We start from the raw sequence: 20,811 nt of genomic DNA on the forward strand, positions 1-20,811 counted from the left end.
CGATGGTCGAGGTGCAGGAGGACGGCGCGTCGACATGGGCAAGCGACACCGCAGGCAGCGATCGGGGACCAGGACGCCGCAGGACGAGCAGGACGACGTCGATCTGATCCTCCGCCACGTATCGCGGCAGTTCCCGCGCGACGTGGCGCGCGCCCTGCTCGGCACGGCCGAGCCCATCGAGCCGCTCGGCTGGGTGGACACGCAGGTCACCGGTCGCCAGCGGCGCCTCGATCGGGCGCTCTCCGTCAGGGTGGGCGCCGAGCGGCGGCTGCTCCACACCGCCAGGCGCGTCAGCCGCCCGGCGCCGGCCGCCGCGGGAAGAGCGTCCCCCGGATCTCGGCCATCGACGCGCCGGACATCGCCGCGAGGCGGCCGAGGACGACGCGGTTCAGCCGGCCGTCCGGCGGCGCCTTGACCGCGACCACGAACGCGGCGTCGACCGGCGCGCCGGCGTGCCTCGCCGCCCGCTCGGCGAGCGCCGCCGCCTCGCCCTCGGAGAGCTCCTGCCGCCGCGCCACGCGGATCTTCACGTAGAGCGCCGCCCGCATCAGCGCGTGGTAGCCGTGCATCCACGCCATCCAGCGCTCCTCCGCGCCCCCGGCGAGGGCCCGCGAGAGCGCGCCGTGGCGCCGCTCGATCTCGTCGAGCGGGAGGTTGTCGAGCTCGTTCAGCGCGCCAGGGAACTCCCCCGCGAGCGCGCGGAACACCTCCTTGCCCGGGATCGCCTCGCCGGCCGCCCGCGCGCGCCGCAGCTCCGCGAGCGTGCGGTACTTGCGGGCGAGCTGCGCCAGGATCTCCGGCGAGAGGCGCGCGCCGCCCTCGGGGACCGCCCCGGAGGTCACAGCCAGCCGTGGGGGAACGCGAGGACGTCGCCGATCGACGTGGCGCCGAGGCACAGCGCGACGAGGCGATCGACGCCGAGCGCGTTGCCCGCCGCCGGCGGCATCCCCTCCTCGAGCGCGCCGAGGAAGCGCTCGTCGATCGGGTAGACCGGCTTGCCCCGGGCCGCCCGCGCCGCCTGATCGGCGAGGAGCCGCGCGCGCTGCTCGACCGGGTCGGTCAGCTCGCCGAAGCCGTTGCAGAGCTCGACTCCCGCGACATAGAGCTCGAACCGCTCGCACACCCGGGGATCGCCCGGCTTGAGCCGCGCGAGCGACGCGAACGGCGCGGGGAAATCGACCAGGAACACCGGGTGGGGCAGCGCCGCGATCGCCGGCTCCACGGCGTCGACCAGCAGGCGAAAGAACCGCTCCTCGTCGCTCGACGCGAGCGCGATCGCGTCGTCCGCGGGCACGCCCGCCCAGCGCGCGAACGCGTCGCCGACCGAGATGCGCGGGAACGGCGGCGTGAGCTGCACCGCCTTGCCGGACACCGAGATCGCGCCGTCCGCGCCGAGCGCGCCCGCGACGCGCTGCACGATCGCCTCCGTGTCGGACATCACCTCGTCCACACCGGAGAAGGCGCGGTACCATTCGAGCATCGTGAACTCCGGGTTGTGCCTGTCCCCGAGCTCGCCGCGCCGGAAGCAGCGCGCGAGCTGGAAGCAGCGCGGGACGCCGCCCGAGAGCAGCCGCTTCATCTGGTACTCCGGGCTCGTGATCAGGAACGTCGGCCGCGCCGCGTCCACCGCGAACGCGTCGAGGTGCAGGTCGAGCCCGGGGGAGGGGACCATGCTCGGCGTCTCCACCTCGAGGAACCCGCGCTCGGCGAACAGCGCTCGCACCGCCGCGATCGCCGCCGCGCGCCGCGCGAGCGCGAGGCCGAGGCCGCGGTGGATCGCCCGTTCTGTCTCGCTCGACGGCGGCGCCGCGGCCCCCGAGCGCCCCCGCGGCGGCCTCCGCGGCGCGATCCGCTCGACGAGCCGCGCCGAGGCGAGCGCGCCGCCGGCCGGCGCCCCCTCGACCACCGCGAGATCGCCGATCTCGACCGGCGGCGCGGGCGCGCCGTCCAGCGCGACGCGCAGCGCGCCGAAGGCGTCGCCGAGGACGACGGCGCCCTCCGCGACGTCGAGCACGCGACCGCCGACGCGCACCCTTCCGGGCAGCGTCGCACCTGCGGAGGCGATGTCGCTCGGCGCGAGCGTCGCCGGGGCCCCAGTCAAGACGTCGTTGTGGAGGAGAGTCACAGGATCCTGCGCCGGGTGTGCCGGAGACATATCACGCAAGTTGCCCAAAGACGTCAGGCAAGAAGCCAACGGCCGCTACAACTCTTTATTTTTCCGGGAGGGCACCGCGCCTCTCCTCCTTGATGAGCCAACGTAACTCGATACGTTGGTCGCGCTCGTCGGTCCGGCCATGCCGCGCCTCGCGCGAGCGCCGCTCGCAGAAACCCAGCCGGAGAGGAGAATCATGGGACGACAGCTGCTCTTGCTTCCGTTGACCGCGCTCGCAACGTTGACCTTTGCGGGGGCCGCTGCCGCGTCCGAGTGGCACACCGTACCGCCGCGCTCGGTCGCGGCCGACCCGTCCCTGCGCGTCGCCGGCGGCGCGCGCAGCGCGGCGGAGGCGTACCTGAAGCGCGCCGTTTCCGAGCTCCGACTCCAGGGCGTCTCGCTGCGTTACGAGCGCGAGCTGAAGGACGGCGATCACCGCACCGTCCGGTTCGCGCAGTTCCACGCAGGGCTCCCCGTGATCGGCGGCGCCGCGGCGGTCCACGTCGCCCCGGAGGGCCGCGTGGAGCTCGTGGTGCTCGACGTCGCGCGCGACCTGTCGGTCCCGGCGGCGCCGAAGTACCGAGAGGAGGCCGCGCGGCGCGCGGTCGAGGCGACCTACGGGATGAGCCTGCCAGAGCGGCCGAGCGCGGCGCTCGCGGTGTTCCCCGAGGGGGAGACGGGCGGCAGGCTCGTCTGGGTCGTCGACGTCCGGTCGGAGCTCGGCGGCGAGCGCTTCCTCGTGGACGCGCACGCCGGCAAGATCGTCCACCGGCGATCGCTCGCCGTCCACGCGCGCGGGCGCGTCTACCCGATCAGCTCCGCGGTCACGCCGGAGCTCGAGGATCGCGAGCTCGTCGACCTCGACGCGGGGGACCCGCAGACCTTGAGCGGCTGGGGCGGCAACCTCAGGGTGGTGAACTACGTGGGTGGCGACCTCATGAGCGGCGTCCCGCTCACCCTCGAGCAGAGCGTCCGTCCGAACGCGGGGGAGGACTTCCTCTACGACCCGCCGCGCAGCGCGGACGACGCGCACGACGAGTTCGCGCAGGTCGGCGTCTATTACCACCTCACCCGGATGCGGGATTACTTCACGAGCGCCCATCAGCTCGACATGGCCTCGCCGAGCTGGAAGCTCGTCGCGATCGCCAACATGCTGGAGTCGGGCCGGCCGATGGACAACGCGTTCTTCTCGCCGATGGGCTCGGAGCCGCCCTTCAGCGCGCCGAACCTCATCGCCATCGGCCAGGGCTCGTTCTTCGACTTCTCGGACGACTCCGACGTGTTCCTCCACGAGTTCACCCATTACGTCACCTCCAATGCGGTCGGCTACAGCGAGGGCCAGTTCGCGGTGAGCGAGTACGGGCTCTCCCCCTGGGCCGGGAGCATCGACGAGGGCCTCGCGGACTACTTCGCGTGCACCGTGAACGGCGACTCCACGCTCGGCGAGGCGTCGCTCGAGCCGTTCGGCGCGCAGCGCGAGCTCTCGGACGACGTCAAGGTGTGCCCCGACGATCTGGTCGGCGAGGTGCACGACGACGGCGAGCTGATCGGCAGCGTCGCGTGGTCGTTGCACGAGAAATTCGGGGCCGCGCTGGGCGACAAGCTCGTCTGGAGCGCGCTGACGCTGCTGACCCGCAACGCCTCGCTCGGCGATTTCGCCAAGGCGCTGACGAGGGCGGCCGACAAGCTGGTGGGCTCCGGTGAGCTCACGGCGGCGGACGCGGGCACCGTCGAGGCGCTGCTCAAGAGCCGCGGCCTGGACGACTGCGAGGAGGTGCTCGACCTGAGCGGGGGCAAGTCGCGCAGGACGCACATGTTCGGCATCGACTCGCTGGTCTTCGGGACCGGGGCGTCGTGCGCGGAGTGGCGCAGCCAGCTCAGCCTCCAGAGCCTCTTCCATTTCAAGAGCACGCCGGACCCGGCCGCGAAGGGCATCCGCTTCACCGTGCAGCTCCAGCCCCGCGGCGGCAGCGATCTCGACTGGAGCATCTACGTGAGGAGCGGCCGGCACGTCGGCTTCGCGATGGGCGACGTGATGCCGAAGGCCAGGAACTACGACTACAGCGTCGAGGGGATCACGGACACGTACGGGGAGATCGTCATCGACGAGACGTCCGATCCGCCGTTCGATCCCACGCAGACGTACTACATGGTGATCGGCCACGCGAACTGCCCGTCCACCGCCGTGTCGGTGGACAGCGCCGATCTCGGGGTCGAGCCGGCGCCGGTCGATCCCGTGGATCCGGTCGAGCCGGAGCCCGGATCGACGGGCGGCGCGACGCCGGAGCCGACCGATCCGGCCGAGGAGACGCCCGCAGCGGGGTGCGCGTGCCGCGCCGCCGCGCCGAGCGCGCCGGTCGCACCGTGGACGGCGCTCGCCGGGATCGCGCTCGCCGGGGCGGCCGCGCTCAGGCGCCGCGCGCGCCGGAATCCGCGGGAGCAGCGGGAGCAGCGCTGAAGCCGCGCGGGCCGGGATGGCCGGCGAGGCGCGGAGCGATCACGCGCCTCGCTGCTGGAGCCGTGACGCGGCGTCCGCTGCGCTAACGTCCGCCGGCGCCGCCGCTGCCGCCGGCGCCGCCCGTGCCCGCCCCGCCGTTGCCGACGGCGCCGCCCGTGCCCGCCCCACCGTTGCCGCCGCCGCCGCCATCGCCGCCGTTGCCGCCGGCGCCGCCGTTACCGCCCGTACCAGCACCCTCCGTGCCGCTCGTGGTGGTCGTGGTGGTCGTGGTGGTCGTGGTGCCCGTCGCCGGATTCTGGGTCGGATCGCAGACCTGCGTCACCACGCCGGGCCTGCAGCAGCGGTGTTGTTGCTGCTGCTGGCCGATGCCCCTGCACTCGAGGCCACTCGCGCAGTCGTCGTTGCCGTTCGCGATCTCGCAGGGCTCGCCCTCTTGCTGCTGGCTGCAGCTCGCGGCGGAGGCGACGAACGCCGCGGCGAGCGCGGCCAAGAGGAGCGCGGGGCGCAAGGCGTTGCGCGACGTCTTCAGGGCTTTCACGCGCGCTGGTCTAGCAGAACCCGGCGGGCTTGCCTATTGCCCATCTACGGCGGAGGAGCGGCCCGGTTCTTCGCGTCGATCGCGTCGATGAACAGGCCCATGTACTGCGCGGCGCTCGTGATCGAGAAGACGAGCGATAGATAGATGAGCAGCCGGCCCACGTGCACCACGTCGACCTCTCCGAAGTCGACGCCGAGGTGGATGTGGTACGGGTAGCCGAGGATCAGGCAGACGATGCCGATCATCTGCAGCGCCGTCTTGATCTTCCCGCCGTCGCCCGCCGCGATGACGAGCCCCTCGGTCGACGCGATCGAGCGGAGCGCGGTGATCGTGATCTCGCGCGAGATGAGCAGCACCACCGCCCACGCCGGGATCCGGCCCATCGGGACGAGCCACACCAGCGTGCCGGCGACGATGAGCTTGTCGGCCAGCGGATCGAGGAACTTGCCGAGCACGCTCACGAGGCCCTGCCGGCGCGCCAGGTAGCCGTCGAGCATGTCCGTGATCGCCGCGAGCGAGTAGACGCACGCGGCCCAGAAGCAGTCCCGCGGCGCGCCCCTCGAGAGCAGCAGGAGGACGGCGGGGATCATGAGGATCCGCGCGAACGTGAGCAGGTTCGGGAGGTTCCTCGCGTCCTCCCAGAGCGTCCTCCGCCGCTGCGCCTTGAGGCCCCGCAGGGACGTGTCCGCGCTAGCGACCATCGACGAGAACCATCCCCTCTCCACCGAACGTCACGAAGCCCTGCAGCCCTCCGGGCGCCTCGGTCGCGGGCAGCGTGCGCGGCAGGAGCCGGCCCATCCACCCGAGCACCGCGGTCGCGCGCATCGACGTCGGCCGCGACGGGGCGATCTCCAGCGCCGCGGCGCGCTCGGGCACCGAGAGCACCATGTGGCCGCGGCCGCGCAGCTGCACCATCGCGACCGCCTCGCCGTCGCCGGCCGGCAGGCGGCCGTTCTCGTAGCCGATCGGCAGCTCGAAGCCGACGAGCACGTCCTCGCGCAGGAAGATCGGCTCCTCCCCGAGCGTCACGGCGTGCAGCCGCCGCCCCTCCGGCGCGCCGAGCACGAGCTCGCAGCGCGCGCCGATCTCGACGAAGGGCGTGCTCGGCCCGCCGAGCGGCTCGTCGAAGACGCGGCCGCGCGCCTGCCGCTTCAGCACGTGCGTGGCCGTCCCCGGGAGCGTGCTCATCGTGCGGAGCGCGTCGATCCGCGCCACGAAGCCCTTCGCGGCCTGCACGAGGACGACGCCGCTCGCGTGCCGCGCGACCGCGACGTCGCGCGGGAAGACGAGCAGCCGCTCGCGCGCGACCGAGAGCAGCGCCTCCGGCGGCTGCACCGCGAGCGGCGTCGTGGACGGCGGCGGCGTGCCCGGCGCCGCCGTGGGGGGCGGCAGCGACGACGACGACGCCCGCGCGGGCGCCTTCCTGCCCGCGAGCGCCGCGTCCCCGGCCGCGGAGACCGGGACCGTGAAGCGGCCCGTCATCGAGGGCTCCTCCGGCGCCATCGAGCCGCGCCGCACCGCGCCCCCGCCGGGCGGCGCCTGGACCGCCGTCATCGACGGGACCGTCGGCGACGCGCCGCCCCTCGGCGCGGGCGATCGGCTCGGCCCGGCCGCGCCGCCCACGCGGCCGTCCGCCCCGAGGCTCCGGAGCGACGGCGGCGCCGGGATCGTCGGCATCGTCTCGCGGCCAGGCTCGATCGCCGACCAGGTCCCGGACGGGATGCGCGGCAGATCCGAGTCGTGCCGGAAGCCCGCGCCGGCGCGGTCGAGCGCGTGCACCGCCTCGCCCGCGGCGCGCTGCACCTCGGCCCTCGCCTCCGCCTTGGCCTCGATCGGCGGCTGATCCTCGGTGTCGGGCGGCTCGGCCGGGTACCTGCCCGTGGATCCGCCGCCCGTCATGTCGAGCAGGCGGCGCGCCATCGCGTCATGGCCGCCCGCCGCGAACGCGTGGCTCGCGCGCTCGTAGTCGCCCATGCGCTGGAACGCGAGCCCGAGGTAGCCCCAGGCGCGCTGGTGCTTCGGGTTCTGCTCGAGCGCCTTCTCGAGCTCGGACCGCGCCTGCGCGGGCTGCCCCGTCTTGAGGTACGAGAGCGCGAGGTTGATGCGCGGCTCGACCGCCTCCGGGTGGGCCTGGATCAGCCGCTCGTAGATCGCGATCGCCCGCGGATAGAGCCCCAGCCTGAAGTAGACGATCCCGAGGAGGTCCTGCCCCTTGGGATCGCTCGGCTGGAGCGAGAGCGCGCGCTCGAGCTCCGCCTTCGCGGCGTGGACCCGGTTGTCCTGCAGGAGCTCGCTGCCCCGGTGCAGGTGGAACAGGAACTCCTCCGCTGCGACTTCGCGGGTGGAAGGCCGGGGGTCGTCGCGCTCGGGCATCGTCGGCTGGAGCGTACACGAAAACGCACACGCGCCGTCAGGCGCTCGCCGCCTCGATCGCCTCGGCGAGCGTGAAGGCCCCCTCGTAGAGCGCGCGGCCGACGATGACGCCGCTCACGCCGGGGATCTGCGCGAGCGCGCGCAGGTGAGAGAGCGAGCCGACTCCGCCGGAGGCCAGCACGGGGAAGCCGCACGAGCCGGCGAGCTCACGGGTGGCCTCCAGGTTGGGGCCGACCTGCGTCCCGTCGCGGGAGACGTCGGTGTAGAGGAGCGCGGCGATGGGGGCGCCGGCGAGCGCGCGGGCGACGTCCAGGGCCGTGACCGAGGAGACCTGCTCCCAGCCCTGCACGGCCACGCGCCCGTCCTTCGCGTCGACGGCGACCACGACGCGCCCCGGGAAGCGGCCGGCGAGGTCGCGCACGAGCGCGGGGTCGTTCACCGCGGCGGTCCCGAGCACGATGCGATCGGCGCCGAGCGCGAGGTAGCTCTCGGCCGCGGCGGCGGAGCGGATGCCGCCGCCCACCTGCACGCTGCCCCCGTCCACGCCGAACGCCGCGACGACGGCGCTGACCGCGTCGGCCTGCACGGGCCGGCCGGCCCGGGCCCCCTCCAGATCGACCACGTGCAGCCGATCGCAGGAGCGGCGGAGGCGGGCGGCGAGCGCCGCCGGGTCCTGGTCGTAGACGGTGACCTGATCGTAGCGCCCTTGATGGAGGCGCACGGCCTGGCCTCCGAGGAGATCGATGGCGGGGATGAGCTGCACGCGGCGGGTCTAGCGCGCCTCCGCGCCGGCGGGTAGAGGCGGCGAGGGCGCGCGCGCTCGTCCGCGCTGCCGCCGCGTCACCACGCCCCGCTCGCCCCCAGCACCACGCCCTCGGGCCCCGCCGCGAGCACCCCGGCGCGGATCCGCCTTGACGTCGCGCCGGCGGTCGCCTCGCTCTGCTTCGGCTCGGTCAGGTAGAGCACCGCCGCCGCCCCGAGCCCGACCAGCCCCACGCCGAAGCCGATCGTGCTCACGAGCCCCGTGGCGCTCGCGCTCTCGGCGGCGTCGAGCCCGGTCTCGTCGCACGCCGTCTCGTCGCTCGAGCCGATCCCGCCGCCGCAGTGCTTCTCGACGGTGCTCTTCCGGCCCAGGGTGAGCGCGCCCGTGATCCCGCCGAGCACGAGGCCCGCCACGCCGACGCCGCCGGCCACGTACATGGCCGTCCGCCGGCCCGACGCGCCGCCCGCGGGGGCCGCCGAAACATCGTTCACCTGCAGCTCGACCCGCTTCTTCTCGCCCTGGGCGAGCTGGAACCGCGTCTCCCAGACGGACCCTCCCGGCGGCTGGGTCGACACGACGTGCTCCCCCGGCTCCACGGGCACGCTCGCGCCGAGCGCGGCGCTGTCCACGACGTCGCCGTCGCGCTTCACCACCGTCCCTGCGGGGGCGCCGGGCGGGAGGGCCAGCGAGAGCTCCGGCACGAGCGGGGCCAGCCTGTCGCGCTCCTGCCTGGCCACCTTCGGTCGCTCCCCTTGCCGGCTCTTCTGCTCCGGCGGCAGCTGCTCGTACTGCGCCAGGTACTCGCCGAAGTGCGCGGACGCGGCGGCGACGCGGCCCCACCGCGACTCGCAGGTCGCGAGCGTGAAGAGCGCCCCCAGCTTGGGATCGAGCCGATGGCTCTCGGCGATGGCCTTGCAGCCCGCCTCGTACCGGCCCGCCTCCATGTCGGTGAGGCCTCGGTCGAAGAGGGCCTCCGCGGCCGCGCTTTCCTGCGCCGCGGCGGGCGCCGCGGCGGCGAGCGGGCAGAGGACGAGGGCGAGAGGGGCAATCCGGCGCAGGCAACGTGTCATGGGTTGGCGCATCCACAGGGCGAGAGGTCGGCCGGCGTGGGCGAGGAGGGAGCCGGCATCGCGGCGGACATGGATCTCACTCCCGTCCGAGCAAGGGGACCTTGGGGCGCGTCGAGGAGCCCCTTCGCTCGCTCGGGGCCGGCCTCGGCGGCGCCTTCGGGGGCGCGCTCGCCGGCCTGTGCGCGGCCGGGCCCGCGCTCGCGCTGGCGCTCGTCGCGGGCGCCGCGGCTTCAGGCTCCGGGGCCGAGGGGTCGGCCGCCGCGGCCGAGGGGTCGGCCGCCGCGATCGAGGGCCCGGCGGTCGGCGCGGGGGTGACGGCGGCGCCCGGCGCGCCGGCGTCCTGCGCGGCGGCCTCCGGCGACGCGGCCACGGCCGGATCGGCCCCGGTGCGCGTCAGCAGCCAGCTCCCCGCGACCACAAGCACCCCGAGCCCGAGGACGGCCGCCGCGGCGACGAGCGGCGCCCGGCCGGGCTTCGCAGGCGCGAGCGGCCCCGCGGGGACGGAGGTCATCGAGGTCTCCATCATGGTCGCCGCGAGCGGCACGCCCGGCGCGCGGGCCGGGTGCTCCGGACCGAGCGGGGCGACGCTCGTCATCGCGGGCGTCATCAGCACGGGCGCGGTCATCCCCGGCGCCGGCATCCCGGGCGCGGCCGTCCCCGGTGCCGGCATCCCGGGCGCGGTCGTCCCAGGCGCCGTCATCCCGGGCGCCGCCGTGGCGAGCGCCGGCATCCCGGGCGCGGTCGTCCCGGGCGCTGGCGTGGCGAGCGCCGGCGTGGGGGCGCTCGCGAGGGACCAGGACGGAGCGCTCGGGTGGGGCAGAGGTCCGCTGCTGGCCGCGGCGAAGCCGAGCACCTCCGAGAGCGCCTGCGCCGCCTCGCTCGCGGTGCGGAACCGCGCCGCCGGATCGACGGCCGCGGCCTTGGCGAACCACGCGTCGAAGCCCGGCGGCAGCACCACCCGATGCGCCATCGCGCGCTTCACCGGCGGCTCCTGCGGCCCGTGGACGACCACCAGCGCGAACGCGATCACGTCGCCCGCGCTGAGCGCCTCCGGGCTCCAGTACGGCGTCCCCACGAGCAGCGTGTACGCGATCATCCCGAGCGCGTAGATGTCGACGGCGCTCGTGAGCTTCGTGTCGACGCGGAACTGCTCGGGCGCCATGTAGATCGGCGTCCCGAGGCTCCGCGTGAGGCCGGCCGCGGTGCCGCCCTCGGCGAGCAGCTTCGCCACGCCGAAGTCGAGGATCTTCATGCGGGGCGTCCCGTCGTCCCGCTGGGTCACGAACAGGTTCTCGGGCTTCAGATCCCGGTGGATGATGGCCGCGGCGTGGGTGCGGTCGAGGGCCGACGCGGTCTGCTGGAGGTACGTCGCGACCTCGCCGGGCGGCAGCCGGCCGAGGCGCTTGAGGCGCTGTCCGAGCTCCTCGCCGCGGAGCAGCTCCATCACCAGGAACGGCATCCCGGTCGCGTCGTCGATGCCCGCGTCGAAGACGTCGACGATGTACTCGCTCTCGATGTCCGCCGTGATCTGCGCCTCGCGCTTGAAGCGGCTGCGCATCTCCTCGCTCTGGAAGAGGTACGCGTGCATCACCTTCAGCGCCCGGCGGCGGTTGGTCTCGAGGTGCACCGCCTCGTAGACGGACCCCATCGCGCCGACGGCGAGGAGGCGCGCCACGCGATAGCGGTGCGCAAAGACCGTTCCGTCCGCGAGCGTGGCCGACACGGCGGGAGGGTCGCGCGCGGCGGCGGTCGCGTCAAGGATTCAGGGGGCGGCGAAGGGCAGCGCGCGCTCCTCGATCGGTTGCCGGCGGCCGCGATGGCGGAGCGGGCCCATCACCGCGCGCGCACCGCAGCCCGGCGCCCGCGAGCTCCCCGCCGGTGCTGCGCTCCTGGAAGTCCGAGGGGAGCAGTGTCGTGGTAAGCTCCGGCGCGGGCTCGATCTCCACGTGGCCCGGAGCGGCGAGCGGGCGTGAGGCAGGAGGAGCATGGGGGAGCGGAGGAGCGCACGCGCGGCGCGCTCGTCCTGCCCCTGTGACTGCGGATCGTGGGCGAGGCGGGGATGCACATCACAGAGTCGACTGCGCGCGGACACGAAGCCCTCGCTGAGCGGCAGGCCGAGGCCATGGACGTGAACGGGCCGGAGGGCGCTCGACCGGAGACCCTCCTGATCGTCGACGACGCGCCCGCCAACCTGGCTGTCATCGTCGCTCACCTGGAGGACCAGGGCTTCGAGATCGCGATCGCCCAGGATGGCGAGGAGGCCCTGGAGCGCGCGGAGCTCTTGCGACCCGATCTGATCCTGCTCGACGTCATGCTGGTGCCCGGGATCGACGGCTTCGAGACGTGCCGACGCCTGAAGGCGTCCGCGAGCACCCGGGACATCCCGGTGATCTTCATGACCGCCCTGGCGGACACCGCCGACAAGGTCGCGGGGTTCGAGGCCGGCGGGGTCGATTACGTCACCAAGCCGTTCCAGCTCGACGAGGTCGTCGCGCGCGTCAGGACGCACCTGGCCATGCACGCGATGCGCCGGAAGATCGCGGCCCAGAACGCGCAATTGCAGCGGGAGATCGCCATGCGCGAGCAGTTCGAGTCCGCCCTGCGGCTCGCCCACGGCGCCCTGGAGCAGCGCGTCGCCGAGCGCACGGCCGAGCTCGCGGCGGCGAACGCCGCGCTCCAGGAGGAGATCGCCGAGCGCAAGCGGGCCCTCGCGGCCCTGGGCGAGAGTCAGAGCCTCCTCCGGGCCGTCATCGACAACTCGACGGCCGTCATCTACGTGAAGGACGTGGCGGGGCGATACGTGCTCATCAATCGCCACTTCGAGACGCTCTTTCATGTGACCGAGGCGTCGATCCTCGGCAGGACCGATGACGAGCTGTTCCCGCCCGCGCAGGCCAGCGCGTTCCGCGCCCACGACCGGCGGGTGCTCGACGCCCGGACGCCGCTCCAGGCCGAGGAGCTCGTGATGCAGGACGACGGCCTGCACACCTACATCTCGATCAAGTGCCCGCTGCGCGACGCGGCCGGCGAGCCGTGGGCCGTCTGCGGCATCTCGACCGACATCACCGACCGAAAGCGGGCGGAGGAGGAGCGGGAGGCGCTCCTCGCCCGCGAGCAGGCCGCGCGCGAGAAGGCCGAGGCCGCCGACCGCCTCAAGGACGAGTTCCTCGCCACGCTCAGCCACGAGCTGCGCACGCCGCTCACCGCCATCGTCGGCTGGGCGCAGCTCCTCTGCACGGGCACGCTGGACGCCGCCACGATGCGGCGCGGCTTCCAGGCCATCGAGCGCAACAGCCTGGCCGAGCTGCAGATCATCGAGGATCTGCTCGACGTCTCCGCCATCGTGAGCGGCAAGATGACCCTGAAGGCGCAGCCGGTCTGCCTCGCCTCGGTCCTCCGCGCCGCGCTCGACACGCTGACGCTGGCCGCCGATGCCAAGGGGGTCAGCGTCTCCCTGTCGCTGAATCCCGAGGCCGGCAAGGTCTGGGGAGACGGCGGTCGCCTGCAGCAGGTCGTGTGGAACCTGCTCGGCAACGCCGTCAAGTTCACGCCGCCTGGCGGGCGCGTCGCCGTGTCGCTGGACAAGGTCGGCGCCGCGGCCCAGCTCCGCGTCAGCGACACCGGGGAGGGGATCGGCGCGGAGTTTCTGCCCCTCGTGTTCGAGCGTTTTCGCCAGGCCGACAGCTCGATCCAGCGCCAGCGCGGCGGGCTCGGCCTCGGTCTCTCCATCGTGCGGCACCTCGTGGAGCTGCACGGCGGCGCGGTCCGCGTCGAGAGCGCCGGTCCGGGCCGGGGCGCGACGTTCACCGTCGAGCTGCCGCTGCTGCCGTCGGTCGAGGCGCCCGCCGCTCCGGGCGCCGCGCTCGCGCCCCGGGGCCGCGGCGCGGCCCCCTCGCCGCTCCTGGCCGGCCTGCGCGTCCTCGTGATCGACGACGCGCCGGACATGCGGGAGCTGATGGCGTGCCTCCTCTCGGGGGCGGGCGCCGAGGTCCGCGTCGCCGGCATGGCGCGGGAGGGCTTCGAGCTCGTCGAGCCGTGGCGGCCGGACGTCATCGTGAGCGACATCGGCCTGCCCGGCGAGGACGGCCACGCGCTGATCCGCCGCGTCCGGGCGCTCCCGGCCGAGCGCGGCGGCGCGACGCCCGCGATCGCGCTCACCGCGTATGCGGGCCAGAGCGCGCGCGATCGGACGCTCTCCGAGGGATACCAGATGCACATCCCCAAGCCGGTCGACCCCGCCGCGCTCATCGAGGTGATCGCCCGCCTGGCCCACCCCGAGCGGCCCGATCTCTCCCGCTCGTAGCGCGCGGCCTCGGATCGACGCGGCGCCATGCCGCGCTCGGCGCCGGCCAGCGCCTTGGAGCAGGCGCGGAGCCGCGGTACGGAGCGCCGAGGCGTCGCTGACCGGATCCGCGCATGGGCGCGCGAGGTGAGCGCCTGTCCGCCGATGGGCCCCGATGGGCGAGCCTGCCGCCGTGGCCGAGCGGCGCCGCGGGCGAGCGGCCCGGACGGGATCGCGAAGCGCCCTGGCCGGGCCAGCGCTGGTTGCGCGAGGTCGGCGGGGGGATACCATCGCTCGCTGACGATGGCTGTCCTGACGCTCGAGCAAGCGGCGGTCCCGCTCCGGCAGGCGTACCGGGAAGGGCGCCTCATCCCTTTCCTGGGCGCAGGCTTCTCCGCCCCGCTGCAGCTGCCGATGTGGAAGGAGCTGATGGGTTGGATGGGCCAGGCGCTCGGCTTCGAGCCTGCGCTCTTCGAGCTGCACGGCCTGCCCCCGCAGCTCGCCGGCTTCTTCGCCCGGGAGTGCGGGGGCGGGCTCGACAGCTTCATCGCCGAGATGCGCGCGCGCTTCCACGCGCGCGAGGTCGACGAGCGCCGCAGGAGCTCGCGCCAGCACAAGGCGCTGGCGCGCCGCCATTTCCGGACCATCTACACGACCAACTTCGAGCATCACATCGAGGAGGCGCTCCGGGACGCGGGCAAGCAAGCCGTGGCGCTCTCCACGTTCGACGACTTCGCGCGTTGCCCGGCCCAGGGGGCGTGCCACGTCATCAAGTTTCATGGCGACCTCGACTGGCCCGAGACCGTGGTGCTGACCGAGGCCCAGTATTTCGGCCGCCTCCGGCTCGAGGCCGCGCCCGATCAGCGCCTGCGGGCCGATCTGCTCAGCAACACCTTTCTCTTCCTCGGCTACAGCTTCAGCGACGTGGACATCCGTTACATCTGGTATCGCATGGAGCAGATGCGCCTCGAGGGCAGCGCGCCCGGCGCGAAGCGCGCGCTGAACCGCCGCGGCTACTGGGCGACCTTCGGCGCCGGGCTCGTCCAGCCGGCGCTGCTCGAGGACTGGCACATCGACGTGATCGAGCTCGACCCGAACGACAAGACGAAGAGCGTGGTGGACCTGCTCGACGCGCTGGATGGATGAGGGCCGACCATCATGGTCTATTTCGTCTCCTCGAACGAGGACGAGCTCGAGGACATGATCCACGCGTGGAAGGACGGCCCGACGCCGCTCCGGGTCCTGCGGCTCGACGTGCCCGAGGTGCTCTCTTCGGATCTCGACGTCGTCGTGCGGGAGAAGGCGCTCGCCGCCTACCGGCTGGCGCTCGTGCCGCTCTTCGTGGAGCACGGCGGGCTGTTCATCGAGCATCTGAACGGCTTTCCGGGGCCGCTCGTGAAGCCGTTCTGGGAGCGGCTGCAAGACCGGATATGCTCCCTCATCCCCCCGGGGACGTCGCGCGCCGCGCGGGTCGTCCAGAAGGTGTGTTACTGCGACGGCCGGACGCTCCGCATCTACACGGGCAGCGTCGTCGGGGAGATCGCCTGCGAGCGGCGGGGCGACGAGGGGATCCACTGGGAGCCGATGTTCATCCCGGCGGGGCACGCGCGGACGCTCGGGCAGATGCCCCGCGCCGAGCGCCTCCGCTGCGCGGCGCGCACCGAGGCCCTGCGGGCGTTCCGGAGCGACATCGGCCTGTGATCGGCGCCGCGCGGCGCGCCCTGCGCACCCAGGGCGACGCGCGCCGCCCGATGGCGCTTGACTTTCGGATCGCCCTGGAGTTCCTAACCGTCCACGACCGCGGCAAAGGGGCGAGCGCCTGGTGTCCGGCGTCTGCTCCCTGCGTCGGAGGTTGTCCTCATTACGCGGAGGAGATCCATGGAATTCAGGCTGCTGGGCGGGTCAGGGTTCAAGGTGCCCGTGCTGAGTCTAGGGACGGGCACGTTCGGCGGAGGCAACGAGTTCTTCCGGGGCTGGGGCGCGACCGACGTGGCCGAGGCGACCCGGCTGGTCGACGTCTCGCTCGAGGCCGGGATGAACATGTTCGATTCGGCCGACATCTACTCCAACGGGCTGGCGGAGGAGATCCTCGGCCAGGCGATCAAGGGCCGGCGCGATCGGGTCATCATCTCCACCAAGTCGACCTTTCGCTTCGGCTCGGGCCCGAACGACGTCGGCTCCTCGCGGCACCACCTGCTCCGGTCGATCGAGGGCAGCTTGCGCCGGCTGCAGACGGATTATATCGACCTCTTTCAGCTGCACGGCTTCGACGCGCTCACGCCGATCGAGGAGACGCTCGGCGCGCTCGACGACCTCGTGCGGGCGGGGAAGATCCGGTACCTGGGCTGCTCGAACTTCTCCGGCTGGCACCTGATGAAGTCGCTCGCGGTGTCGGAGAAATACGGCCTCTCTCGGTACGTGGCGCATCAGGCGTACTATTCGCTCGTCGCGCGTGACTACGAGTGGGAGCTGATGCCGCTCGCGCTCGATCAGAAGGTCGGCGCGGTGGTCTGGAGCCCGCTCGGCTGGGGGCGGCTCACCGGCAAGATCCGGCGCGGACAGCCGTTGCCGGAGGTCAGCCGGCTCCGGAACAAGCTGGCTGCCGAGGGCGGGCCGCAGATCGATGACGAGTACCTCTATCGGGTGGTCGACGCGCTCGACGAGGTCGCGAAGGAGACGGGCAAGACCGTCCCGCAGATCGCGATCAACTGGCTGCTCCAGCGGCCGAGCGTCGCGAACGTGATCATCGGCGCGCGCAACGAGGAGCAGCTTCGCCAGAACCTCGGCGCGGTCGGGTGGTCTCTGACGCCGGAGCAGATCGCGAAGCTGGACGCCGCGAGCAGGACGCCGCTCCCGTACCCCTACTTTCACCAGACCGGGTTCGCCGAGCGAAACCCGTTCCCCGTCGCGGTCTGACCGGTCTGCGCTGGCGGCCGGGGCGAAGGCGTGCACAATCCGCGGCCGTGCTCATCCTCAGCGACTTCGACGGAACCATCACCTGCGCCGACCTGACGAACGAAGTCTGGGACGCCCACCTCCGTTATGACTGGCGGCAGGAGCTGCTCACGCTGTCGGCCAGCGGCCAGATCACGCCGTTCGAGCTCCTGCGGCGCGGCTATGCCGACGTGGATCGCCCGGCGGACGAGCTCCTGGCCTTGCTCCGCCCCCACGCCGGGCTGCGCCCGGGCTTCGAAGAGCTGCTCTCGCTGTGCGCCCGCCGGGGGTGGGTGTTCCATGTGGTCAGCCACGGGCTGCCGTTCTACATCCGCGAGTTCCTGCCGCCGGACACCGCGTTTTCTTGCTTCGATGCCGTCTTCGACGGGCGCTGGCGCGTGACCGTGCCGGAGGCGGTGCAGCTCGGCCCCGGCGACGATTTCAAGATCCGCGTCCTCGACCAGCTGAAGGCCGCGACCGGCGAGGCGGCGACCGTCTACATCGGCGACGGTCGGCTGGACTACCCCGCGGCGCGGCGCTGCGATCGTGTGTTCGCGGTGCGGGGCAGCGCCCTCGACGTGCTCTGCGCGCGCGACGGGGTGCCGTGCACGCCGTTCGACAGCTTCACCGAGGTCTGCGCGGCGCTCGACGTCGGCGGCGATCGTCCGTCGGGCGCCGCCCGTGCCGGAGAGCGATCTCCCGGACGCGGCTGACGCGAGCCGCCTCGGCCCTCGCCCGACGTCCTCGCCGGGGCTCGAAGGGTCCTGATACGGTCCTGATACGGGAGATACGGGAGGAGATGGGGGCACCGCAGCGCCAGGCCGGTCAAGCGTGCCAGACGGCGTTGCGGCAAAGCGACCTCCTGGGGTGACCTCACCGTCCGGCGACGGTTTCTTGCTCGTGCAGCGCCGCGGACGATCGATCGGCGGCGGCCCGTGAACCACGCATCACGGCACGAGGCGGGAACAACGCGGGAGCAGCGGCGGTGAACCGGCCAGGGCGTCTGAATCGAGCTCAGGGCCCGTGCCGCATGGCGCGTATGCCGACTGGGTGCTAGGTTGCAGATTTTACGGGCTGTCCGTGCGCAACCGGCGCGCAATCCTCGCGCAACCATGCGCAATTCGCGCAAACAGTGCGCGATCCGGCGACCCAGATGGTTTGAGACAGTGTCTGTTAGCGGCGGTGTACAGTGTGTCTGTATAATGAGTGTGATTGACGAATAACTTGACTTTCGAATCCCATTGGTTAGTTCCTATCCGCTTATCTCGTGCGTGTGAAAGCAACGTAGGAGGCGCTCGTTCGGCTTGTCAGTGAACACTCTGCAACCCGTCTGATCGCCTGATCGTTCGGGGCAGCATTTTGTGCTGACATCCGCTCGCCGCGCATCGCCCATGCGGGGCGGCATGCGGCTCAGGGTGGGCGTGGCGCACGTGACCTGCAAACTGCGGCCCTTGCGAGGGGGCCAGCAGAAGGAGAACGGCATGACCAGGCGAATGACCAGCGTGGCATTCCTGCTGTCTGCTGCCGCGTGCAGCGTGGCCCAGGATGATCAGGGGTTGGCAGAGCAGACCGCGGCGAAGGAGACCGCGGTCGAGATCAGTGGCCTCGACGCGGCGTACATCCGCGTGGACGATCGCGGGATGTCCCACGTCACCGCGTGGGACGAGAAGGCGGGTTACGGCGGCCTTTGCTATGCAATGGCGCGCGACCGGCTCTTCCAGATGGACGTGCTGCGCCGGAGCGCAGAGGGGCGCCTCGCGGAGATCTACGGGCCCGGCGAAGACGGCGGCATCCTCGGCCAGGATCTCCTCGCCCGCGCGCAGAACCTGCGCGCGTTCGCGGCGGCGCGCTACGCCGCGGCGGCCTCGCGGACGAAGCGCGCGCTGCAGGGCTGCGCCGCTGGCGTGAACAAGTACATCTCCGAAGCCAAGGCGTCGAGCGGCGGCCTGCCGATCGAGTTCCAGACCCTCGGTTATCAGCCGGCTCCTTGGACGCCCGAGGACAGCGTCCTCGCCTACGTTTACGTCGGTGTCACCTTCGACACCCTGACGTGGTTCACGAAGCTCGAGCGCGCGGCCGTCGCCTCGATCGCGGGGACGGAGGTCGCGACGACGCTGATCAAGGAGGCTGCGGACGAGGTGTCGATGTTCGACGCGCAGGGCAACCTGAACCCGATCTCGAATTACCTCGTGCCGCCCGGCCCGACCTCGCCGTCTGCGACCATCGTCAACCCGCCCCCGCCGACGTGCCTGGCGGGGGCGCGGCAGCTCGCGGAGCAGCTCCGGCGGATGACGCCTGTGAGCGGGCGCGCGAGCAATGCGTGGGCGGTGGACGGGCACCTCACCTCGACCGGGAAGCCCCTCCTCGCGACCGATCCGCACTTCCCCCACGCTACCCCGTCCGCCGTCTACCTGGCCCAGCTCAAGGTGAGCGGGCAGTACAACGTCGCAGGCTGGATGGTGCCCGGGTTCCCCGGGTTCATCAGCGGCCACACCGACAGCATCGCCTGGGTGCCGACGTTCTCGCTCTTCGACAGCGTCGACCTGTACGTGGAGACGCTCCGCCCGGCGAGCGGAGGACGGGAGGAGGTGCTCATCAACGGCCAGTGGAAGCCGGTCACCAAGCGCGTGGAGACCATCCGTGTGAAGGGGCAGCCGGATGTGCAGCGGACGTTCCGCTCGACGCCCCACGGGCCGATCCTCAACGATGGTCTGGACGGGCTGGAGGCGTTCGGGACCCTCGCGCTCAAGTCGACCGCGGGTCAGCCCGAGTGGAAGGTCGACGGCTACTTCGAGATGCCGGCGGCGCAAAGCTGGACGCAGTTCAAGGCGGCGGCGCTGAAGCAGAGCATCGGCTGGAACTTCATCTTCGCGGACTATACGGGCGCGCACGGCCACATCGGCTACCAGAACTCGGGGCTCGCGCCGCAGCGCCAGAGCCCGCTCAACGCGCTCTATCCGGTGCCGGGGACGGGCGGACACGAGTGGACCGGGTACGCCACGAACGCCGAGCTGCCCTCGGTCTACGATCCGCCGTCGCATATCCTGGTGACGGCGAACAACCGGATCGTGCCGCGCAACTACGCGCCGCAGGGGCGGCCGGTGCACCTCGCGAACTACTGGGACATGCCGTGGCGCGCGCAGCGGATCATGACCCGGCTGACGACGGCGACGCAGCCGCTCACGCCGCAGGACATGGCGTCGATCCAGCTCGACACGCAGACCACGATCGGGTTGCCGCTGCGCGACAGCTACCTGGCTGCGCTCGGGCGCGTCGGGCTGCCTGCGGACGATCCGAGCGCCGTCGCGGCGGTGGAGGCCCTGCAGCAGTGGGACGGGAACGCGGCGGCGAGCAGCCGCGGCGCGGCCGTCTACGAGATGCTCACGTTGATCCTGCTGCGCAACACGGTGACGGACGTGATCGGTCCCGACGAGTATGCGTTCTTCGCGCCCAACGTGTTCCTCACGAATCAGCTCAACGGCTTGATGGACGTGCTCGAGAACCCGCGCGCGCCGTATTTCGGCATCAGCGAGGGCGTGGATCCGGGGGGCGCGCGGGACGAGGCCGTGCGCCGGGCGCTCGGCGAGGCGGACGCGATGCTCCGCGGAGCGATGGGGCCGGACGTGAGCGCGTGGACCTGGGGCGGGATCCACGAGCTGACCTACAACCACCCGCTGGCGAGCGAGGACGAGCGCTTCGATATCGGCACCTTCCCGGCGACCGGCGATGCGGAGACGGTGAACATCGGCGGGTGGTTCGGGAAGGTCGGGATCCTGGCGCTTCCGCCCGGCGAGTTCGAGGCCGCAGGCGGGGTGCGGGGCGCGCTCGACCAGGACTCGCTCAGCGCGACGCGGCTGGTCTGGAACCTCGCCCCGCTCGACGGCTCGCTCGGGGTGATGAGCACCGGTATCAGCGGGGATCCGCGGACGTGCCATTACTCGGATCATGCCGAGGCGTGGAGGTCGGGTCAGATCTTCCCGATGCCGTTCACGTCCGCAGCGATCCCTTGAGTGGACCGCCGCTGGCGGGCGATCCGACGGTGATGGGCCCGTCCTGACAGCGACTCCCTGCCTGCCGCCGGCCGCCGCCGGCCACCTCCCACCTGCGCGCTGCCACCCGCCACCGGTGACCCCGACCCGGGTCGGTGACCTCAACCCGGGTCGGTGACCTCAACCCGGGTCGGTGACCTCAACCCGGGTCGGTGACCTCAACCCGGGTCGGTGACCTCAACCCGGGTCGGT

General features: G+C 72.7%; 15 protein-coding genes. 7 read left to right on the plus strand and 8 right to left on the minus strand.

The annotated features are described in order from the left end of the window. Nucleotides 1-290: 290 nt before the first annotated feature. Both WMF20_RS16630 and epmA read right to left on the minus strand, forming a co-directional pair. Complete coding sequence (locus WMF20_RS16630) at nucleotides 291-842, minus strand: hypothetical protein (protein ID WP_437614781.1); 552 nt, start codon at nucleotides 840-842, stop codon at nucleotides 291-293. Further along, nucleotides 839-2,125: an EF-P lysine aminoacylase EpmA gene (gene epmA, locus WMF20_RS16635; RefSeq protein WP_437614783.1), complete on the minus strand. Its 1,287-nt coding sequence runs from the start codon at nucleotides 2,123-2,125 to the stop codon at nucleotides 839-841. Before epmA ends, WMF20_RS16630 begins: the two co-directional genes overlap by 4 nt. A 223-nt stretch (nucleotides 2,126-2,348) precedes the next feature. Here epmA and WMF20_RS16640 point away from each other — a divergent pair, with 223 nt between their 5' ends. Continuing rightward, entirely contained in the window at nucleotides 2,349-4,610 is a 2,262-nt protein-coding gene (locus WMF20_RS16640) for a hypothetical protein (RefSeq protein WP_437614786.1), read from the plus strand. A gap of 82 nt (nucleotides 4,611-4,692) precedes the next feature. On the opposite strand, the gene WMF20_RS16645 is transcribed toward WMF20_RS16640, so the two are convergent. From WMF20_RS16645 to WMF20_RS16670, 6 genes are all read right to left on the minus strand, one after another. After that, complete coding sequence (locus WMF20_RS16645) at nucleotides 4,693-5,148, minus strand: hypothetical protein (RefSeq protein ID WP_437614788.1); 456 nt, start codon at nucleotides 5,146-5,148, stop codon at nucleotides 4,693-4,695. A gap of 44 nt (nucleotides 5,149-5,192) precedes the next feature. Continuing rightward, the gene (pgsA, locus tag WMF20_RS16650) at nucleotides 5,193-5,849 is read right to left on the minus strand and encodes a CDP-diacylglycerol--glycerol-3-phosphate 3-phosphatidyltransferase (RefSeq protein ID WP_437614790.1); all 657 of its coding nucleotides are present in this window, start codon (nucleotides 5,847-5,849) and stop codon (nucleotides 5,193-5,195) included. Further along, a complete protein-coding gene (locus WMF20_RS16655; RefSeq protein WP_437614793.1) occupies nucleotides 5,839-7,521 on the minus strand; it encodes a tetratricopeptide repeat protein in 1,683 nt (560 codons plus the stop codon). The genes pgsA and WMF20_RS16655 overlap by 11 nt, the downstream gene beginning before the upstream one ends. Before the next feature lie 37 nt (nucleotides 7,522-7,558). Continuing rightward, nucleotides 7,559-8,284 (minus strand): 1-(5-phosphoribosyl)-5-[(5-phosphoribosylamino)methylideneamino]imidazole-4-carboxamide isomerase, encoded by a 726-nt coding sequence (gene hisA / locus WMF20_RS16660; RefSeq protein WP_437614795.1) that lies wholly within the window; start codon nucleotides 8,282-8,284, stop codon nucleotides 7,559-7,561. A gap of 77 nt (nucleotides 8,285-8,361) precedes the next feature. Next, the gene (locus WMF20_RS16665; RefSeq protein ID WP_437614797.1) at nucleotides 8,362-9,354 is read right to left on the minus strand and encodes a hypothetical protein; all 993 of its coding nucleotides are present in this window, start codon (nucleotides 9,352-9,354) and stop codon (nucleotides 8,362-8,364) included. A 76-nt stretch (nucleotides 9,355-9,430) separates the two neighbouring features. Further along, nucleotides 9,431-11,077 carry a protein kinase domain-containing protein gene (locus tag WMF20_RS16670; protein ID WP_437614799.1) on the minus strand — a complete coding sequence of 549 codons (1,647 nt, stop codon included), beginning with the start codon at nucleotides 11,075-11,077 and terminating at the stop codon, nucleotides 9,431-9,433. A gap of 399 nt (nucleotides 11,078-11,476) precedes the next feature. Here WMF20_RS16670 and WMF20_RS16675 point away from each other — a divergent pair, with 399 nt between their 5' ends. The 6 genes from WMF20_RS16675 (at nucleotide 11,477) to WMF20_RS16700 (ending at nucleotide 20,580) form a co-directional block, all read left to right on the plus strand. Next, complete coding sequence (locus tag WMF20_RS16675; RefSeq protein ID WP_437614801.1) at nucleotides 11,477-13,657, plus strand: response regulator; 2,181 nt, start codon at nucleotides 11,477-11,479, stop codon at nucleotides 13,655-13,657. 282 nt (nucleotides 13,658-13,939) lie between these two features. After that, nucleotides 13,940-14,782: an SIR2 family NAD-dependent protein deacylase gene (locus WMF20_RS16680; protein ID WP_129575304.1), complete on the plus strand. Its 843-nt coding sequence runs from the start codon at nucleotides 13,940-13,942 to the stop codon at nucleotides 14,780-14,782. 12 nt (nucleotides 14,783-14,794) lie between these two features. Continuing rightward, complete coding sequence (locus WMF20_RS16685; protein WP_129575305.1) at nucleotides 14,795-15,337, plus strand: non-canonical purine NTP pyrophosphatase; 543 nt, start codon at nucleotides 14,795-14,797, stop codon at nucleotides 15,335-15,337. A gap of 177 nt (nucleotides 15,338-15,514) precedes the next feature. After that, nucleotides 15,515-16,552 carry an aldo/keto reductase gene (locus tag WMF20_RS16690; RefSeq protein ID WP_437614804.1) on the plus strand — a complete coding sequence of 346 codons (1,038 nt, stop codon included), beginning with the start codon at nucleotides 15,515-15,517 and terminating at the stop codon, nucleotides 16,550-16,552. Between the two features lie 47 nt (nucleotides 16,553-16,599). After that, on the plus strand, nucleotides 16,600-17,283 hold the full coding sequence (locus tag WMF20_RS16695) for an HAD-IB family phosphatase (RefSeq protein WP_437614806.1): 684 nt from the start codon (nucleotides 16,600-16,602) through the stop codon (nucleotides 17,281-17,283). Nucleotides 17,284-18,051: 768 nt separating this feature from the next. Next, nucleotides 18,052-20,580 carry a penicillin acylase family protein gene (locus WMF20_RS16700; RefSeq protein WP_437614808.1) on the plus strand — a complete coding sequence of 843 codons (2,529 nt, stop codon included), beginning with the start codon at nucleotides 18,052-18,054 and terminating at the stop codon, nucleotides 20,578-20,580. Nucleotides 20,581-20,811: the final 231 nt, after the last annotated feature.

Origin of the sequence: Sorangium sp. So ce834, assembly GCF_051521425.1 — a bacterium.
In the GTDB taxonomy this organism is placed as follows: Bacteria; Myxococcota_A; Polyangia; order Polyangiales; family Polyangiaceae; genus Sorangium; species Sorangium cellulosum_D.